General features: G+C 54.7%; 13 protein-coding genes. 7 read left to right on the top strand and 6 right to left on the bottom strand.

Going from position 1 to position 17,528, the window contains the following annotated elements; all coding sequences use genetic code 11:
• The first annotated feature begins 12 nt into the window (after positions 1-12).
• The 3 genes from NB063_RS03660 to NB063_RS03650 all read left to right on the top strand — a co-directional run bounded on the left by NB063_RS03660 (position 13) and on the right by NB063_RS03650 (position 4,686).
• Positions 13-1,149 carry an HlyD family secretion protein gene (locus NB063_RS03660; protein WP_250927386.1) on the top strand — a complete coding sequence of 379 codons (1,137 nt, stop codon included), beginning with the start codon at positions 13-15 and terminating at the stop codon, positions 1,147-1,149.
• Complete coding sequence (locus NB063_RS03655) at positions 1,146-3,407, top strand: ABC transporter permease (RefSeq protein ID WP_250927385.1); 2,262 nt, start codon at positions 1,146-1,148, stop codon at positions 3,405-3,407. Before NB063_RS03660 ends, NB063_RS03655 begins: the two co-directional genes overlap by 4 nt.
• A 268-nt stretch (positions 3,408-3,675) precedes the next feature.
• Complete coding sequence (locus tag NB063_RS03650; protein WP_250927384.1) at positions 3,676-4,686, top strand: Acg family FMN-binding oxidoreductase; 1,011 nt, start codon at positions 3,676-3,678, stop codon at positions 4,684-4,686.
• A 319-nt stretch (positions 4,687-5,005) separates the two neighbouring features.
• Here NB063_RS03650 and ppsA read toward each other — a convergent pair whose 3' ends face one another.
• Together ppsA and NB063_RS03640 are read right to left on the bottom strand one after the other, a co-directional pair.
• The gene (ppsA, locus tag NB063_RS03645) at positions 5,006-7,432 is read right to left on the bottom strand and encodes a phosphoenolpyruvate synthase (RefSeq protein WP_250927383.1); all 2,427 of its coding nucleotides are present in this window, start codon (positions 7,430-7,432) and stop codon (positions 5,006-5,008) included.
• 292 nt (positions 7,433-7,724) lie between these two features.
• Positions 7,725-8,177 (bottom strand): hypothetical protein, encoded by a 453-nt coding sequence (locus NB063_RS03640; RefSeq protein WP_250927382.1) that lies wholly within the window; start codon positions 8,175-8,177, stop codon positions 7,725-7,727.
• Between the two features lie 303 nt (positions 8,178-8,480).
• Between NB063_RS03640 and NB063_RS03635 the strand changes: the two genes are divergently transcribed.
• The 3 genes from NB063_RS03635 (at position 8,481) to NB063_RS03625 (ending at position 10,725) form a co-directional block, all read left to right on the top strand.
• On the top strand, positions 8,481-8,951 hold the full coding sequence (locus tag NB063_RS03635) for a cyclic nucleotide-binding domain-containing protein (RefSeq protein ID WP_250927405.1): 471 nt from the start codon (positions 8,481-8,483) through the stop codon (positions 8,949-8,951).
• Entirely contained in the window at positions 8,948-10,066 is a 1,119-nt protein-coding gene (locus tag NB063_RS03630) for a 4Fe-4S dicluster domain-containing protein (RefSeq protein WP_250927381.1), read from the top strand. The genes NB063_RS03635 and NB063_RS03630 overlap by 4 nt, the downstream gene beginning before the upstream one ends.
• A 71-nt stretch (positions 10,067-10,137) precedes the next feature.
• On the top strand, positions 10,138-10,725 hold the full coding sequence (locus tag NB063_RS03625; protein WP_250927380.1) for a hypothetical protein: 588 nt from the start codon (positions 10,138-10,140) through the stop codon (positions 10,723-10,725).
• Between the two features lie 10 nt (positions 10,726-10,735).
• On the opposite strand, the gene NB063_RS03620 is transcribed toward NB063_RS03625, so the two are convergent.
• The 3 genes from NB063_RS03620 to NB063_RS03610 all read right to left on the bottom strand — a co-directional run bounded on the left by NB063_RS03620 (position 10,736) and on the right by NB063_RS03610 (position 14,654).
• Entirely contained in the window at positions 10,736-11,803 is a 1,068-nt protein-coding gene (locus NB063_RS03620; RefSeq protein WP_250927379.1) for a potassium channel family protein, read from the bottom strand.
• 16 nt (positions 11,804-11,819) lie between these two features.
• Positions 11,820-13,265, bottom strand: a complete 1,446-nt coding sequence (locus NB063_RS03615; protein ID WP_250927378.1) for a sigma-54-dependent transcriptional regulator — start codon at positions 13,263-13,265, stop codon at positions 11,820-11,822.
• Positions 13,266-13,562: 297 nt separating this feature from the next.
• A complete protein-coding gene (locus tag NB063_RS03610; protein ID WP_250927377.1) occupies positions 13,563-14,654 on the bottom strand; it encodes a sensor histidine kinase in 1,092 nt (363 codons plus the stop codon).
• A 356-nt stretch (positions 14,655-15,010) separates the two neighbouring features.
• Between NB063_RS03610 and NB063_RS03605 the strand changes: the two genes are divergently transcribed.
• Positions 15,011-15,649, top strand: coding sequence for a flavodoxin domain-containing protein (locus tag NB063_RS03605; RefSeq protein ID WP_250927376.1), 639 nt, complete (start codon positions 15,011-15,013; stop codon positions 15,647-15,649).
• Positions 15,650-15,712: 63 nt separating this feature from the next.
• Here the strand turns inward: NB063_RS03605 and NB063_RS03600 are convergent, their stop codons facing one another.
• Positions 15,713-17,209 (bottom strand): ATP-binding protein, encoded by a 1,497-nt coding sequence (locus NB063_RS03600; RefSeq protein WP_250927375.1) that lies wholly within the window; start codon positions 17,207-17,209, stop codon positions 15,713-15,715.
• Between the last annotated feature and the right edge of the window lie 319 nt (positions 17,210-17,528).

Below are 17,528 nucleotides of genomic sequence, written 5' to 3'. Positions count from 1 at the left end.
GATGCCATCCTCATGACGACGCGAATCGTTCCTTTGATCGCATTTGTCTGCGTGTTGTTAGGCCTGATCGCCTACAGCAAATGGGATGAAGGTCCGATCCGAGTATCGGGATTTATCGAAGCCGACGAGATACGGCTTGGTTCACGGCTGGGCGGTCGCGTCGCCCAGGTGCACGTCGAGGAGGGACAGGAAGTCACTGCGGACATGGTCCTCGTTGAGCTCGAACCCTACGATCTGCTCGAGCGAGAAAAAGAGCTGGAGTTATCTCTAGCGTCAAGAGAAGCTGAATATCGACGCTTTGTCGCCGGGTATCGTCCTGAAGAAATCGCCCAAGCCAAAGCCAACCTCGCGCAACTCCAGGCCCGCTTGGATCTCTTGCGCGCGGGACCTCGCAAACAGGAAATCGAAGCGGCGCGTGCCCGACTCTCTCTTGCCGAAGCCGAACGAAGACTTGCCGAAGAAAACGAACAACGCCTGACCAAACTCGCCCGCTCCAATGCGACATCCGAGCAAGAACGGGACGCAGCGAGGGAGCGTCTCGAAGCCGCGATTGCCAACGTCGAAGTTCGGAGACAGGAACTCGCCCTGTTGGACGCTGGGACACGTGAAGAGGAAATTCGCGAAGCCGCCGCCCGAACCGAACAAGCTGCTCAGGCGTTGCTGTTGATGGAAAATGGATATCGCCGCGAAGAGGTCGAAAAGGCCGAGGCGTCGCGAGACGCAGCGCAAGCTGCCCTGGATGCGATCCGAAAACAAAAGCAAGAACTGAAGATTAAAAGCCCTACCGATGGCACCGTGGAAGCACTCGATTTACAGCCCGGTGACATGGTCGCCGCCGGCGCACCGGTGCTCTCGATTTTGGATCGTAGCAACCTTTGGGTCCGTGCCTACATTCCGCAAAACCGAGTCGCCGTGAAGGTCGGTCAGACGCTTCCCCTCAGTATCGACAGTTTTCACGGTGAGGTATTCGAAGGTGTGGTCGTATTCGTAGCCCGACAATCCGAGTTCACGCCGAGCAACGTGCAAACGCCCGAAGAACGGTCCCAACAAGTCTACCGCATCAAGATTACGATCCAGGACTCCGGTGATAGGCTGCGACCGGGAATGACTGCGGACGTGTGGCTGGATTCGATCGGCGAGTCAAAATGAGACATCCGATCATCGATGTCCGGTCGCTCTCTCGGTCGTTCGGGACGCTCACGGCGGTCCGCGATGTCAGCTTTCAAGTTCACCGTGGCTCGATCTTTGGTCTGCTCGGTCCCAACGGTAGCGGTAAATCGACAATCATCCGCATGCTGCTGGGTATCCTCCCGCCATCCGATGGCGATGCCTCGGTATTGGGCATGAACGTGAAAGACGAGGCGGAGCAGATCAAGCCGCGAGTCGGATACATGTCGCAGCAATTCAGCTTGTATGGCGACCTTTCGGTACAGGAAAACATCGATTTCTACGGCCGCATCTACGGCCTCGATCGGAACCGTTTGTCGCATCGACGCGACGTCGTGCTCAGTCTGACGGGTTTGCACGATCGAGTCGAACAACTCGCCGGAACGCTATCGGGCGGCTGGAAACAACGACTGGCTCTGGCGTGTTCCTTGATCCACGAACCCGACGTGCTGTTTCTCGATGAGCCCACCGCCGGAATCGATCCGGTCGCCCGGCGCGATCTATGGGACTTGCTGTTCGAACTGTCTGGCCGGGGCGTGACGCTGTTCGTGACCACGCACTACATGGACGAAGCCGAACGTTGCAGCGAAGTAGGTTACATCTTCGAGTCGCAATTGTTGGTATTGGGCAAACCGCACGAACTCAAAAGACTTCCCGCAGTGAACCCTTCGGGCACTCGACGATACGAGATTCGTCTTCCCAATCCCGCTCGCCATCTTCCAGCGCTGCGTGATCTCCCCGAAGTACACGACGCGACGTTGTTTGGCGAATCCATCCACCTGTTGCTCGACGACACTCGTTCACCCGAGGAAGTCTTAGCCGGACTCGGTTTAGTCGCACACGACGAAGCACGCGAGATCGCACCGAGTCTGGAAGACGTGTTCGTTACCCTTACTCGAAACGCCGAAGAGCGTGCCGAAAGCAGCTTGGTAACCCCTAAAACGGAACCGTCCGCCCGCGACCCTGCTCCATCAGGTCAATCGGCATTCCAAGAATCGTCCGGTGAAGATGAATCTCAACCAACATCCACAGCCGACGACGACGACGATTTCACGCCCATCGATCCCACCGAGCGAAACGACCAGGGAACTTGGAACGGCCTCTGGGCGGTGCTGTTAAAGGAGCTGGTGCATATCCGCCGCCAACCCACCACGCTGTTTTTCATGCTGGTGGTACCGGTCATGCAAACGATCATCTTTGGTTACGCGATCGACACCCAAATCGAACACATTCCGACCGTGGTGTTCAACATGGACGGCCGTCAAGTCTCGAGGGAATTGACCTCCGCCTTTGAAAACACTCGTCGTTTTCAAATCATCGGTCACGTTTGGGATGAAGAATCGTTTCAGCGTGCGTTGTCATCGGGACGCGCCAAGGTCGGCGTGCGGATTCCGCCGAACTACGTCGATCAATTGCTCCGTGGTGAACAAACACGACTGCAGGTGCTCATTGACGGGAGTGACTCCCAGGTCGCTACCACGGCCCAGAGCACCGCACAACTGCTCGGCAAAAATCTGTCCATCCAAATGGCGACCGCAAAAGGTGAAGCCTTGCAACTGGCTCCGGCACGAACCGCCTCGGGGCAATCCGCCTTGCCGATCGAAGTGCGAACCCGCTTGCTCTACAACCCTGATCTGGAGAGTTCGCATTTCTTCGTCCCCGGACTCGTCGGTATTATTCTGCAGTTGGTGACGCTTTTCCTCACCTCGTTCGCCGTCGTGCGTGAGCGAGAAATCGGAACCCTTGAACAACTGTTCGTCACACCGGTTGGTCGTACCGGGTTGCTGCTCGGAAAACTCCTCCCGTACGCATTGGTCGGATTCGTGGCATTCTTGACCGTGTTGGTGGTGATGATTTACGTGTTTGGCGTCGAGATCCGGGGCAGCATCTCGTTGCTGTTCGTGTTGTCGATGCTGTTCATGATCTGCTCGCTCGGATTGGGATTACTCGTCTCGACGTTAGCAAAAACACAACTCGAAGCGATGCAGTTCGCCTTTGTCATCATGCTGCCATCGGTATTGCTGTCGGGGTTTGTTTTCCCTCGCAGCGAAATGCCGTTTCCGATTTACTTGATCACTTTCGCTATCCCTGCCACCTACTACATCGAAATCCTCCGCGGAGTCGTTTTGCGTGGCGCCGATTTCATCGACCTGATCCCGTGGATCTTCGGCCTCATCGTTTGTGGAGTGCTCGTCATCACGCTGAGTGTGTTCCGGTTCCAGAAACGCCTCAAAGTCTGAACCTCGAATCGATCGAGACGTCGCCCCAAGACAATGTTCACCAACACGTTCAGGTCACCAAACGCCTCGGCGGCCAAGTCGAGTGGGTGTTCTTCGTGACACGAATGCACACACTTTTTCCACACACATTGTGCGGTATTGCTCGGTCACCGGGCCATTTCGCATACGGCGATCGACCATTTACGGTGTTTTTAGCCCCGGCATGATCCTTGCAAGCCTTTTCGCAGATCTCGTTTAGAAATGGACCTCAACTACCGGGAATCATGCAATGACTATCACCTACAACGACGCTGCCATGCATCAGCGCACCGCTTGTTTGAAAAAACGGATCAGGCAGGCCATTGAACATGCGGTGATGGCACCCTCGGGGCACAACGCCCAACCTTGGAAATTTCGGATGCATCGAGATAGCGTTGACATCCTTGCCGATCGCAATCGATCCCTGCCGGTTGTCGATCCAGACGACCGGGAATTGACAATCAGTTGCGGTGCGGCCTTGTTTCACTTGAGACTCGCGTTGCATCACGACGCTCTGTCAACGCTGGTTCGCGTTCTACCCGATCCAGCCAATTCCGATTTGTTAGCGCGAGTTCGGATCAGTGGACCACATACTTCAGACGAAGACGAAGCGGAACTATTCCGGGCGATTCCGAAACGGCGAACGAACCGCAACGTCTTCGACGCGGCACCGGTGCCGCCTTCGGTTCACGACGAATGGTACTTGGACGCAAAGTCGGAAGGATGCTGGATCCAACTATTCGACGAAGAGGAAACAAAACACGCCATCGCCGATTTAGTGACCGAAGGCGACCTCATTCAAGGCAGCGACAAAGCCTTCCGTCATGAATTGGCGAAATGGGTTCACTCAAACCGCAGCGCGTGTCGCGACGGCATGCCCGGTTATGCGCACGGCGTTGGTACTTTGGCATCTTACTTAGGCCCCGTGCTCGTACGCACATTCGACTGGGGCGAGGGCCAAGCCGCCAAGGACCGTCAGTTGGCCGAGGGATCTCCGTTGCTTGTCATTATCGGCACCCCTCGAGACACACCGGCTGACTGGATCGCGTGTGGTCAGACGCTCGCGAAAATGTTGCTGCGTGGTACGTCCCGCGGATTGTCTGCGTCGTTCCTGAATCAACCGATTGAAGTCGCTTCACTGCGGCCGCAGCTCAATGAGCTGTGTGAAAACGAAGGTTTCTCGCAGATTCTGCTGCGGTGGGGATACGGCCGCGAAGTGCAGCCCACCCCGCGTCGTAATATCGAAGAAATGTTGATCTAACAACAAGTGTTGGTCCGAGAAGCGAGTGCGTGTATCGCCCCCGCTTCTCGTTTGCACATTAGCGTGTTGTTTGATTTCAACTTAAGAATTGCTTCAACCTGACGGCTTGCGTTCAATACCATCTACTCTCGCACTCACCGGGTGGTATTCATCGCGGAGCGGCGCACGTCGCCCGGTAAATTTCGAACATCTTACTTGCTACAACCGGGCGGCTTCCGCCTCACCGCGCTACCGAAGTAGATGGCATTGCGTTCATGCCCTTCCGCTAGAAAGCTTAGCGGAACGGCGTGACTCAGCAAGTTTTACTGCTGACGAAGGACTAGGTTTTGGTGCTGAGTTGCTCTTCCACTTGCAGGATGTCGATTGTGGTTTTCAGCACCGCGTCCGGGGTCAGCGAAATGCTGTCGATTCCTTCGCGCACCAAGAACTCGGCAAAGTCGGGATAGTCACTCGGGGCTTGCCCACAGATTCCAATTTTTGCTCCCGCCGATTTCGCTGTTCCGATCACATTGTGGATCATTCGTTTGACCGCTTCGTTACGTTCGTCGAACACATGAGCGACGATTTCGGAATCGCGATCCACGCCGAGAGTCAACTGAGTGAGGTCATTGGATCCGATCGAGAATCCGTCAAAGATCTCTGCGAACTGATCTGCCAAAATCACGTTGCTTGGAATTTCACACATCACGTAAATTTCCAGACCATCTTGGCCACGAACCAATCCGTACTTCGACATCTCCGCTTGGACTTTTTGACCTTCCTCGATTGTGCGGCAGAACGGCACCATTAGTTTTAGATTATTCAGTCCCATTTCATGACGGACCTTTTGGACCGCCTTGCATTCGAGACCAAACGCCTCTTGAAACGACGGGTGGTAATAGCGGGAGGCACCACGGAAACCGATCATCGGGTTGGCTTCGGAAGGTTCAAATGAGGCGCCTCCAATGAGTCCGGCATACTCGTTCGTCTTGAAGTCACTCAGACGCACGATGACATCCTTGGGATAAAATGCGGCGCAAATCATCGCAATGCCTTCGGCGAGCTTATCGATATAAAACTGTGGCTTATCCTCATAACCACGCGTCACCGTTTCGACTTCGAGACGTGTCGTTTCATCAAGGTCGTCAAATCCCAGCAACGCTTGCGGGTGGACTTTGACATATTTGCCGATGATGAACTCTTCCCGTGCCAAGCCGACGCCGTCATTGGGAATCATTGAAAACGCAAACGCTTCGTCTGGCGAAGCAACATTCATCATGATCTTGGTTTTTGGACGTCTGAGCGCGCCCAGGTCGATGCTTTCGACGTCGAAACCTAACTCTCCTTCGTAAACGATTCCGGCATCACCTTCCGCACAACTGATGGTCACGACTTGTCCATCCTGCAGAATGTCGGTCGCATTGCCTGTGCCCACAATCGCGGGAAGACCGATTTCACGGCTGACAATTGCCGCGTGACAGGTACGTCCACCGCGATTGGTAATGATCCCGGCCGCTTGCTTCATAACCGGTTCCCAATCGGGATCGGTTTTGTCAGTCACCAAAATCTCGCCTTGCTGGAACGTCGCCAACTCATGAATGTCGCGAATCAAACGTACGGGCCCCGATGCAATTTTTTCGCCGATCGAACGTCCCTTGAGCAGCAGCTTTCCATGCCCCTTTAAGTGATAGCGTTCGAGCGTATTCACGCTGCGTCGTGATTGAACGGTTTCAGGTCTCGCCTGCACGATGAAAAGTTCACCGGTATTACCGTCCTTCGCCCACTCCATGTCCATTGGACAATCGGAACCTTTGCGTTGGCTGTAGTGATTCTCGATCGCACAAGCCCACTGAGCGAGTTGCAAGATGTCGTCGTCCGAAATCGCATATTGAGCAGATTGCTCAGGCGAGACGGGAATGTTCTTGGTCATTTTGCTGCCGCCAGCGTCATAGACCAATTTCATCGATTTCGAACCAAGCGACTTTTTAAGGATCGGACGATGACCTTTGAGCAATGTCGGTTTGAAGACATAGTATTCGTCAGGGTTGACGCTCCCCTGCACGACATTTTCGCCGAGGCCGTAGGCGGCGTTGATCAGCACGGCGTTTCGAAATCCACTCTCGGTGTCGATGGAAAACATCACGCCTGAACTCGCGAGATCCGAACGAACCATTTTCTGTACGCCGATCGACAATGCGACTTGCATGTGATCGTAACCGTGGTGAGCCCGGTACGAGATCGCACGGTCCGTGAATAGTGATGCAAAACAACGTCGGCACGCGTCGAGCAACGTGGCTTGACCGCGGACATTGAGATACGTTTCCTGCTGACCAGCAAAACTCGCATCCGGCAAATCTTCTGCCGTTGCGCTGCTGCGAACGGCGACGTCTGCCAATTGATGGCTGCTCGCGTCACAGAGTTGATGATATGCGGCAACGATGGCATGCGAGAGTAGATCGGGCAGCGGCGTTTCGAGAATCATGTGCCGAATGATCATCGCGTGATGCTGCAGATTGCCGACGTCGCTGACGTTCATCCCGCTTAGAATTTGAGGGATTTTCTCATCCAACCCCGACTCAGCCAGGAACGTGCGATACGCCGCCGCGGTGGTTGCGAACCCGTTGGGAATGCGAATGCCTTGCGGCGTGAGTTCACGGTACATCTCGCCCAGCGACGCGTTTTTACCACCAACGATGGCCACATCATCCATGCTGATTTGTTCGAACCAGCGCACGAGATCTAACGAATTTTCGGTTGCGACGCTCATTAAAAGATTCCCTTGAGTAAGACGAAAATCGGCTACGTCATCAAAGCCCTACGGCAGTCTGCATCAAGAGAATAAAGAGAATGACCGCAATGATCGAAGCGGCCACCCAGAAAGCGACCTCGTGACGAAAACGTGGTATACGTTGATTGGACATAACTAAATTCTCCTTCCAGCGTGATAGGCGTTTGACTGAAATGCAGACCGTGTGCCGCTGCCTATAAAATGCAAAATTTGAACAGGTCCAACAGACGCTTTCGACGAGGCAACAACATCCAATCAGATGGCGAACCAGCTACTTCTGTGCCCCTGTCGCGGGGAGCGTATCGGTAGGGTTGGTTTCACGAATCGATTGATGGCAACGGACACAACTGACGACCATTTGATGGTATGCCAGTGTGACGCCGTCGATGTTTTTCTGTTCCGCCTGACGTATGATCTCTTCGGTGACGCGTTCAAAGGATCTCACGTGAGCGCGATAGCCTTCGTGTCGACTGCGAACGAAGCCCTCAATCCTGTTCAGCACCCGCATCTGGTTCGCACTCGTTTCGATGACGTCAAAGTCACCCATTGAGAGCCCTCGCAAAATCCCACCCGAATAGTCGAGCTTCTTTTGCATCCAAAAATCGAGCTGTTGCTCGTCGGCTTGTTCAGGAACTTCAGAATCACCCGGAGTGTGGCTGTCGCCGTCGGCTCCAAGAGCAGCCCCCAGCACGAAAGAAACGAAGAGGAGCTTGATTAGTCGCATCACGGTGTCTCCATTGAGGGCATGGTCATCTCCGCACGTACGTTTCTGAAAAGGCAAACCCCATACCGTTTGAGATTTGTTTGAAAACGGCACGTCGATGCGTGCACGAACGCGCAACGTGCTCATACGCACTCGCAATCACGCACAAATCACGCAATGTTGCGCCTCATTCAGCCATATTGCACATGTTCGACGATGGAACGGCGATTGCGACACTGACAGGTAATACTGCTCAGGTGACACTGCCCAGGCGGTACCTTCCTGGCGATACCTTCCTCTCGTAGGAACACCATCGTGAACGATATGGCGATTTTCCAAACGCTGCGAGAACTTCAACTCGGAAACCTGCTTTGCGAGGCCGATCAAATCAGCTTGGCGGACGCAGGAGATCTTGTGCGTTTTGACACAGGCGACGTCGTTTTTCGCGAAGGCGATAAACACACTTACATTTATTGGATCATCGAGGGGGATGTTTCACTCGAGATGACAGCGGGGACTCAATCGCTGCGCCCCCTGCTGACCCTCGGCCGAGGAGATGCATTGGCCTGGTCGGCGTTGCTCGCCCGAGGGCGGATGACCGCGACCGCCAAGGTGGTGCGAGATTCTTGTTTGCTGAGATACGACTCGCAGCGACTGCTTGATCTGTGTGCGTTGAATCATGAAATCGGCTATCGGGTGATGGAGCACCTTGCCCGACAGCTCGCCCAGCGTCTGCTGGCGACACGCTTGCAACTGCTGGATCTGTTCGGGCACCCACGCGAGGACATCCGATGAAGTCGACCACGCAGCCTCCCGCTTTCTTTCTTCCTCGTGAAGAGTTGCAAATACTCCTCGATCAATTGGTAGAGTTCGGATACGACGTTGTCGGGCCGACCGTCCAACAGGGTGCCGTGGTCTACCGAAGCGTTCGTGATGTTGCGGAACTGCCCCGCGGCTGGACGGATCATCAAGAACCCGCCGTTTACGAACTCCAACACGATCCACACGACCGACTCTTTCGATTCAACTCCAGCCCCGATTCCTGGAAACGATTCTTTTTCCCGTCATCAAGCGAAATCGGCACCGCGACGCTGACGGACGACGGCTGGATATTCAAAACACCTGACGAACCGACTCCGCGATACGCGCTACTTGGTGTTCGTGCCTGCGACTTGGCCGCGATCGCGGTGCAGGACCGGGTCTTTCGCGACAACGAATACGTCGACGCGGCCTACCGTCGTCGACGCGAAGCCGCGTTTATCGTCGCGGTCAATTGTGTCACCGCGGCGAACACGTGCTTCTGCAACGCGATGGACACGGGCCCCAATTGCGAAAACGGATTCGATCTCGTGTTGACCGAAACAGCCGATGGATTTGTCATCCATGCAGGCTCCCAATCGGGGCGAAAGATACTTTCGAGTATCACCACCACACAGGCCACCCCAACTCAAATCGAAGAATCCGACGCCGAAGTTCAAAACGCACGAGACAGTCTTTCCAAGCAATTTGACAAAGCGGGCGTACACGACTTGTTGTTGAACAACCTCGAACATCCTCGCTGGGCGGAGGTCGCCGAACGCTGCCTTTCGTGTGCCAATTGCACGATGGTTTGCCCCACGTGCTTTTGCTCAACCGTTGACGAAGTAGCCAATCTCTCGAACACCGAGGTCTCGCGGGTCCGCCAATGGGACAGTTGCTTCAACATCGATTTCAGTCACACCGCTGGGGGCGTCGTTCGCAACGACATTCGCAGCCGATACAGACAATGGCTCATACACAAAATGGCGACGTGGGAAGATCAATTCGATGTTTCCGGCTGTGTCGGGTGTGGTCGTTGCATCACCTGGTGTCCCGTCGGAATTGATCTCACTGACGAAGTCGCAGCCCTGCGTGAAACCGTGACCACTTGATCGACACACGAGACGAAATCGCAAGGCGGAACCTTTGAACCGACTTTCATTCTTGTAGGAAATCTAACCACATGACTCGGCCCACCCACGAATCGGCTCTTGCACGCAAAGCCAAAACGCATGAGTTCTTTGAGGAGCTCGAAGAACAACTTCTGCAGCGAATTCACAACGAAGCGAGTAGCGACCGCGGACGCGCCGAATTGCTCCGCAGCACCGGAGTTCGAGACGAAATCTTGCTAGAAGAGTTGAGCAAACTTGGCGTCACCGCAGACGGCCTGATCGCATTGAGATTGTTACCTCTGGTACTGGTCGCATGGGCGCAGGAAGACGTCGACGCCAACGAACGATTCGAAGTCCTCTCGCAAGCTTTCAAAATCGGCATCACACAGGATACCACCGCGTGGATTTTGCTCCAACAATGGCTCACCAAACGTCCCCCCGGATTGTGCGTCGACGCGTGGAAACGCTACACGCACGGATTGTTTGGTGGCATGTCCGATGTGGCCAAAAGCCGTCTCATTCATCTGACGGAAACCCAAATGAATCAGGTCGCCAAAGCTTCTGGTGGGCACTTCGGATTCGGCAAGGTCTCCAAAAAGGAGTCGGCTATCATCCATCAGATCAGCACTGCGATGCGTCAACAGAGCTCGATTAAATAGCCGGAATGATTCACGACTCGGCGCCGCGGCAATTGGGATCTTTCTGTCCCTTCAAATCATCACTTTGAACAAATCGCTCGCGAAACGACCTGATATCGCAGAGATGCCCCATTACGATCAGCGTGTCCCCCGTCTGAATCTTATGTGTCGCGACCGGATTGAACAGCAACTTCCCTTCGCCGGTTTGAATCGCAATGATCAGCAGTTTATTTTCACGATGGGCGTCCGTTGCCGACACCGTCAGTCCCGCCAGCGCGTTAGTTTCGGAAACGAAAACCTCATCTAGCTCCAAATCGGCAAAGTCTCGTTGGGAAACAAGCTCGATCACGTCTGCGGTCGTTGGGCGAGTGATAAAACGCGACATTTGACGCGAGCCGACCACCGTCGGCATGACGACGCGATTCGCTCCTGCCTGTCGCAGCTTCTTCTCGCTGCTGCGTTGATCGGCACGTGCAACGATTTGTATTTCCGGATTCAGGTTGCGAGCGGTAAGTGTCAAGAAAACGTTTTCAGCATCACCCGACAACGCCGCTACCAAAGTTCCCGCGCGAACGATCCCCACCGACTCAAGCGTACCTTCTTCGGTGGCGTCGCCGGTTAAGCACGCGAACTCGAGAATATCGGCTTCGCGAATCCGATCCGCATCGAGTTCGATAATGACGACGGTTTTGCCCTGCGACCGCAGATCGACGGCCAAACTCTGTCCCATCCTTCCGAATCCACAAATGATGATGTGGTCTTTCATCGTGGCAATTTCTGCGGTCATTCGTCGGAGTCCGATGAGGCGATCGATCTCGCCCGCTAAGAGTAATTGAATCAACCCACCGAAAGTGTAAGCGGCCGCCGACATTCCGACGAGGATTACCAGCACCGTGAAAACTTGCAAGGTTGGCGACAGCGAACTCGCCTCGCTGTATCCAACCGTTGAAATCGTAATCACGACCATCCAGACGGCTTCGAGCAATCCATAGTTGCCGAGGATCTGGTAACCCGCCACCGCAATAACGAACACGAAAAACAGCAGCACGCCGCCATGGGCGGTCCGTTGAAGAGGCGTCTTGGATGAGTTTGCTCTCACGCTCTAGCCCGCACATTCATACGGTGGACTGACACGCAGGCGCAACCTCTCGGTGTGAATCGCGATCACTGCACTGAAATCGGTCTAGCAAACGATACAATTTGCGTCGATGAATTCCCAACTTGCGTGCCGCGCTGGCTTTGTTTCCATGCTCTTTCGCCAAGACTTCTTCGACGTGGACACGAACAATGTCGTCGAGTTTAAACCTCGCATCGCCCAATTTCTCGATGTGGTGGAACTCATCGATGGCTTCATGATGGGACGACTCTCGATCGCGTCTTGCTCGCATCATCGACACCTGATCGTAGTCAACGATTTCATGGGGCAGGTCATCTAATGTGATCTCACAATTATCCGACAAGATCATCGCGCGTTCGAGCACATTGATAAGTTGCCGAATGTTACCTGGCCACGGATAACGATTCAGAACGTCTCTCGCGTCCGGATCGATATGGTGTGTCTTTGGCAAGAAATGATCGATCAACCGATCGATATCACCCTCACGCTCCCGTAGCGTTGGCAGATGAATCAGAAAAACGTTGATGCGATAGAATAGGTCTTCACGGAAGTTGCCGGCATCGACTTCCGATTGCACGTCGCGATTGGTGGCCGCAATGATGCGGACTTTCACCTTTCGCTCTCGGTGACACCCGACACGCCGCATCGTTCCGTCTTCGAGAACACGCAGTAATTTGGGCTGCAAGGCGAGCGGTAGTTCGCCGACTTCGTCGATGAACAACGTCCCGCCGTCTGCGATCTCAAACAGTCCGGGCTTTTCGGAACTCGCCCCAGTAAAGGCGCCCTTCAAGTGCCCAAACAATTCACTCTCGACAAGATTTTCAGGAAACGCCGCACAATTAACGGTGACGAACGGATTGTCCGCAAATTGACTTGCCTGCTGAATCGCTTGCGCGACGACCTCTTTCCCGGTGCCACTCTCACCTTGAATTAAGACGGGCTTACTGGTCGGCGCGACTTTCTCGATCATGTGCACGACGTGCCGCAGCGATGGCGACTCACCAATCAATTCGGCAGCGGGACGTGCTCGCGAAATAACCGCCTTGAGTTGCTTGTTTTCTTTCTTGAGCTGACATCGCTCACGGGCGCGGAAGCAGTGGTGTTCCAAATCGCCTAACGAACAAGGCTTACTCAAGAATTCGCAGGCCCCCATCTTCATCGCGGACACCGCCGTCTCAACGGTCCCTTGGCCCGTCAACATGATCACTTCGATCTCGAGGTGCTCTTGATGAATCCGCTGGAGCAACTCCAATCCAGACATTCCGGGCATGTTCATGTCAAAGACACCAACCTCGAACGTCTCACGCTGGAGCAGGCTGAGAGCTTCCGCGGCATTCGACACATCTGAAACGTCATGCCCTTTTCGCCGCATCCACTTCGCCGCGGATCGCCGCGCGTCTTCGTCGTCATCGACGAGCAATAACTTGATCGGTGATTCGGTCATCGCAGAACCTCGCGGAAGAAAGCCAGACCATGTCGGCTGACCGTCGCGACGAGCAAGCTGCCGAGACAGTCATGCGTGCAGAGCGCACATCAGGGAACCCGCGTGCGAATGATGTTCCGCACCCCAACGTGGCAGAATCCGGTACCGAACGGCACGTTCCTGTGTGCACGATCGCACAGATGAGCGCAAACGAGCACGGACGCACATGCAATCATTGCGCGAATCAACTTACCGGTTTCGAAATTCACAGGGAGACGTATTTTTTTGGAATCACGAGTGTAGTGTTGATATTGCGCGTCACCTCGACCGACTCTGGGGGAGTGCGACGTGAACGACTGCTCCCCCAGCGGGATGATTTGCCAGCGTAATCGTGCCGTCGTGGGCATCGACGATCCTACGACAGACCGCCAGTCCCAACCCCGTGCCGTGTTGTTTGGTCGTAAAAAACGGTTCGAACAGACATCGCTCGAGTTGCTCATCGAAACCCGATCCATAGTCCCGCACGGAAAGTTCAATCCCACCTGACTCTGTAGTCACGATCCGGCGACACCGGAGCTCGATGGCCTGATCAGGAGGGCTGGCCGCGGCTGCGTTGTCGAGAAGATGGTTTAACAGCTGGCCAACGGATTTTTCGTCGAGAACTCCCCATTCACACTGGCGGTCACATCGAATTCGAATTTCGGGGACGACGCAGGACCGATCGGCGGTCCATGCATCGACCACCGCCTGGAGGAAACGAGGCAAATTGGTATCGACCCGGTGGAGGGAAATCGGAGCCGCGTAGTCTCTGACTTCTTCGTAGGTTTTGTGGATGTGATGCAACGAATCGCGGATCCGGTCGGTCAGCCCCAATAATTCGGTTCGGTCCGTGAGATCTAACTCCAACAGATCGAGACACGACTCTGCCCGTTGGAGCGCATTACGAGACTCGTGTGAGAGCCCCGAAGCCATCTGCAGGATGGCCGCCAAACGTTCACACTGAACATGCTTCTCACTGCAAGCGTCGTTTTCTGAGAGACAGACGACGTTGACGAGCCGTTTGTCGCCGTCCGTCGTCGCCAACGGGTACAGCGAAACTTTTGCCGGAAAATTCGAACCGTCACTTCGGCGGCCCGCCAAACACCACTCCGTTGCTGGATCAGGATGGCGCAGGTGTGACAAAAAATGCACCTGTTCTGTCCCAATGCGTCGAGACTCACGATCGGGAAAGAGCAGGTCGAGCGACGCTCCTGCCAACTCGGATTCACGGTAGCCGAAACACGTCTGCGCGACACGATTAACAACCTCGATGGTCCCGTTGGGCGTTGACAAAACAATCGCCACGGGAGAAGCTTCGATCAGGACGTTGGCCAAGTGGTTACGACGTACTGGGCTGGTCTTAGTATGCATATCTTCCTGCCCTCTCAAAACGCTTCGTATCAGTGCCTATTCCAAAGCAACCGGAGTGCCACAACTGCTGAGGGCGTATCGCCATCTCAGCTTCGGCACATCTTTCGCACGTAATTGCCCACGTTGATCTCAATTTTGTTGTCGCTCACCTGGACGTTCGATAACACAGTGAATCCGGGCTGGCCGGACGTGCGTCGCGTCATCTCAGATGGCGTCGGATCCGCCGCCACGCGATGTCAGCTGAATTCGAAACGCCACACGACATCTAATCATTGGGCAACGACGTCCGCCTGGATCGTGGTTATGTAAATACCAGATGTTCACCGTGACCGTTGCATTCACTCGGAGTCGAAACCATGCGAGCTGTCGTCATCTATGCCACCTGCGAAGGGCAAACCGAGCGGATCGCTAAGCGGATTGCATTGACGCTGAATGAGCATGGGGTGGCTGCTGACACATTCGATGTGACCAAGACCTCGGTTACCGAGCTGGCCATCGAATCCTACGAAGCCGTCGTGCTCGGTTCGCCGCTGCACTACGGCGAGCATGATCGCCGAGTCGTATGGTGCATCCAAGAAAACCATCACTATTTATCAAAAATCCCGAACGCGTTTTTTACGGTCTGCTTGAGGATTCTCGATGAACGCCCCGACGAACAAAAGACGGTGGACGAAGCCGTCAGCAAGCTCTTCTCACGCATCAACTATACCCCTTCACGCAGAGCCACCTTTGCCGGAGCGCTTCGTTATTCCGAGTACGGATGGCTGAAAAAACACATGATGCGTTGGATCGCTAAGAAATACGGATGCGATACGCGACTCAACGACGACCACGAATTCACGGATTGGAAGGCTGTGGAGGATTTTGCAACGGAATTTGCAGAACTCGTCAAACACACGCTTCGGCCGGACCTGCCCGGCAGATGGAATCCTGATGCGAATCGACGTCCTTGGGGACGTGTTACGGGCCAAAGCAAAGTGTCTGAATTGCAATAAAGGCGAACGAGTACACTTCCGTGATCTCACCGACGTTTGCGATCCGACTGGCAAAACCCGGCCTCAGAAAGAACTAACGTTCTCAGCCTGCGAAGCCAACACGCACACGTTACCGCGAACATGGTCGTGCTTCGCGATTCGGATCACGAATTTCGCACCGCCTCCATCTGCATCGCCAAGTTCGATACTCCCCCCATGGGCTTCGACAATCCGCCGCACGATTGACATCCCCAATCCGGTACCTCGAGTCTTGGTCGTAAAGAACGGCTCAAAAAGCTTCTCCCGCTGTTCGGCTGACAGTCCGGGGCCATTGTCTTGAACTTCCACAAGAATCCAATCGGCTCCGTCACACTGACAATCGATGTGGATTCGCACGGGATCCGGACAGGCAGCCAACGCGTTTTCGAACAAGTTTCGAAACATGTGTTCGAGTCGCATCACGTCGACGTCCACAAGGTTGTCACAGCCGCATAACGTTTCGACCAGTTCCGCATCACGCCCCGTACGAGAGAATGCAAGATCCCCCCAAACGCGTCGCCATACATCCTGTAACAACACGGCCTCACGGCTCAATAGGATCGGTGCCGCATATTGGCGAACCTCCTCGAGCGTCTCCTTCAACTCATTGGAGGCGCGATAAATCGAGTCGACTTCCTCCCGCAGGTCCGACTCCAAGGGAATGTCGAGTTGCAAGATGTCCACGCTCGATTGGATTCTCTGCAATGCGTTTCGACTTTCATGGGCCAGCCGCGCGACGGTTTGTCCGATCGCCGCCAAACGCTGTGATTGCAGGGCATCTTTTTGCGCGGCGATCAGATCAGTAACGTCCACGCCGATAGCCAGGATCGAACTGACGTCACCGCCCTCAGCTTGTAACGTCGTGTTGGACCATCGGATGTGTCGTTGTCGCCCGGTACAGGTCATGACGGAGTTCATCACGCCGGAACTTTCCACGCAATGAGCCGTCGCCATGAACACCTCACGAATCCGATCTCGCTCATCACCCGGTATGCATGTCGCAAACCAATCCTTCCCTCCGATGTCTTCGAGTCGCCACCCGGTGATTTGCGTGAAGTACTCATTGAACCGTTGAATCCGGCCTTCAAGATCCAACACAAGAATGACCGCCTCAGCGGTCTTGAGCACCTGTGACGCAAATTCGTGCTCTTTGCACAACTGGTTCTGCATCCGCCGTTGGCGCACGATCCGAGCGACACTGGCCCGGAAGACTCCGGCATGAATCGGTTTGACAATGTAATCGACGACACCCAACTTCATCGCCGCAATCGAGTTATCCAAATCAGCGTAGCCGGTCACAATGACGAACTCGGCTTGGGGAAGCAGCTTCTTCATCTCGGGAAGAATCTCCTCCGCCACACCGTCTGGAAGCTGGCGATCGAGAACCACCAACGAGACATCGGGTTGCATGCCGGAATCACGGACTTCACCGTAACTCCCCGCGACGCGAACAAGATGACCATCTTGCTGCAAGAGTTGAGCGAGGTTGGCTCGACAATCTGGATCGTCTTCGACGAGCAACACTTTTAACTCATCGTTCATGCATCAGCCCATTCGCGAAAGAAGCGTAGCGGCACAATCGCAGTCAAAATAAACGCGAATAGACCGTCGCCTTATCATAGCAAACCCGCCATTCTCACGTAATCTGGCTGTCACCTCTCGTTGCCTACGACGTGCCCCCTTAAGTACCGCGAATCACAGGTATTCCCCGGAATTTCCGACCGGACTCAATGCGTCCTTAAGCCACAACACGACGCTCAAAACTCGCATCGCGATGGCACCTCATAAACGCTCAGCAACTTAACGGGATCGTTTTGAACATAAACCGGCATCCGTCAAACGATGCTTGCGCATCAAGTGC

Origin of the sequence: Aporhodopirellula aestuarii (genome assembly GCF_023701485.1) — a bacterium.
GTDB lineage: Bacteria > Planctomycetota > Planctomycetia > Pirellulales > Pirellulaceae > Rhodopirellula > Rhodopirellula aestuarii.
Note: the sequence above shows the minus strand (reverse complement) of the source record. Positions and strands in the feature narration are given on the sequence as shown.

What these genes read in the sequence shown, in the direction of transcription:
- NB063_RS03630 (WP_250927381.1), top strand. Translation starts at nt 8,948, where the DNA reads ATGAAGTCGACCACGCAGCCTCCCGCTTTCTTTCTTCCTCGTGAAGAG.
- NB063_RS03610 (WP_250927377.1), bottom strand. Translation starts at nt 14,654, where the DNA reads ATGCATACTAAGACCAGCCCAGTACGTCGTAACCACTTGGCCAACGTC.
- NB063_RS03660 (WP_250927386.1), top strand. Translation starts at nt 13, where the DNA reads ATGACGACGCGAATCGTTCCTTTGATCGCATTTGTCTGCGTGTTGTTA.
- NB063_RS03640 (WP_250927382.1), bottom strand. Translation starts at nt 8,177, where the DNA reads ATGCGACTAATCAAGCTCCTCTTCGTTTCTTTCGTGCTGGGGGCTGCT.
- NB063_RS03600 (WP_250927375.1), bottom strand. Translation starts at nt 17,209, where the DNA reads ATGAACGATGAGTTAAAAGTGTTGCTCGTCGAAGACGATCCAGATTGT.
- NB063_RS03625 (WP_250927380.1), top strand. Translation starts at nt 10,138, where the DNA reads ATGACTCGGCCCACCCACGAATCGGCTCTTGCACGCAAAGCCAAAACG.
- ppsA (WP_250927383.1), bottom strand. Translation starts at nt 7,432, where the DNA reads ATGAGCGTCGCAACCGAAAATTCGTTAGATCTCGTGCGCTGGTTCGAA.
- NB063_RS03650 (WP_250927384.1), top strand. Translation starts at nt 3,676, where the DNA reads ATGACTATCACCTACAACGACGCTGCCATGCATCAGCGCACCGCTTGT.
- NB063_RS03655 (WP_250927385.1), top strand. Translation starts at nt 1,146, where the DNA reads ATGAGACATCCGATCATCGATGTCCGGTCGCTCTCTCGGTCGTTCGGG.
- NB063_RS03615 (WP_250927378.1), bottom strand. Translation starts at nt 13,265, where the DNA reads ATGACCGAATCACCGATCAAGTTATTGCTCGTCGATGACGACGAAGAC.
- NB063_RS03635 (WP_250927405.1), top strand. Translation starts at nt 8,481, where the DNA reads ATGGCGATTTTCCAAACGCTGCGAGAACTTCAACTCGGAAACCTGCTT.
- NB063_RS03605 (WP_250927376.1), top strand. Translation starts at nt 15,011, where the DNA reads ATGCGAGCTGTCGTCATCTATGCCACCTGCGAAGGGCAAACCGAGCGG.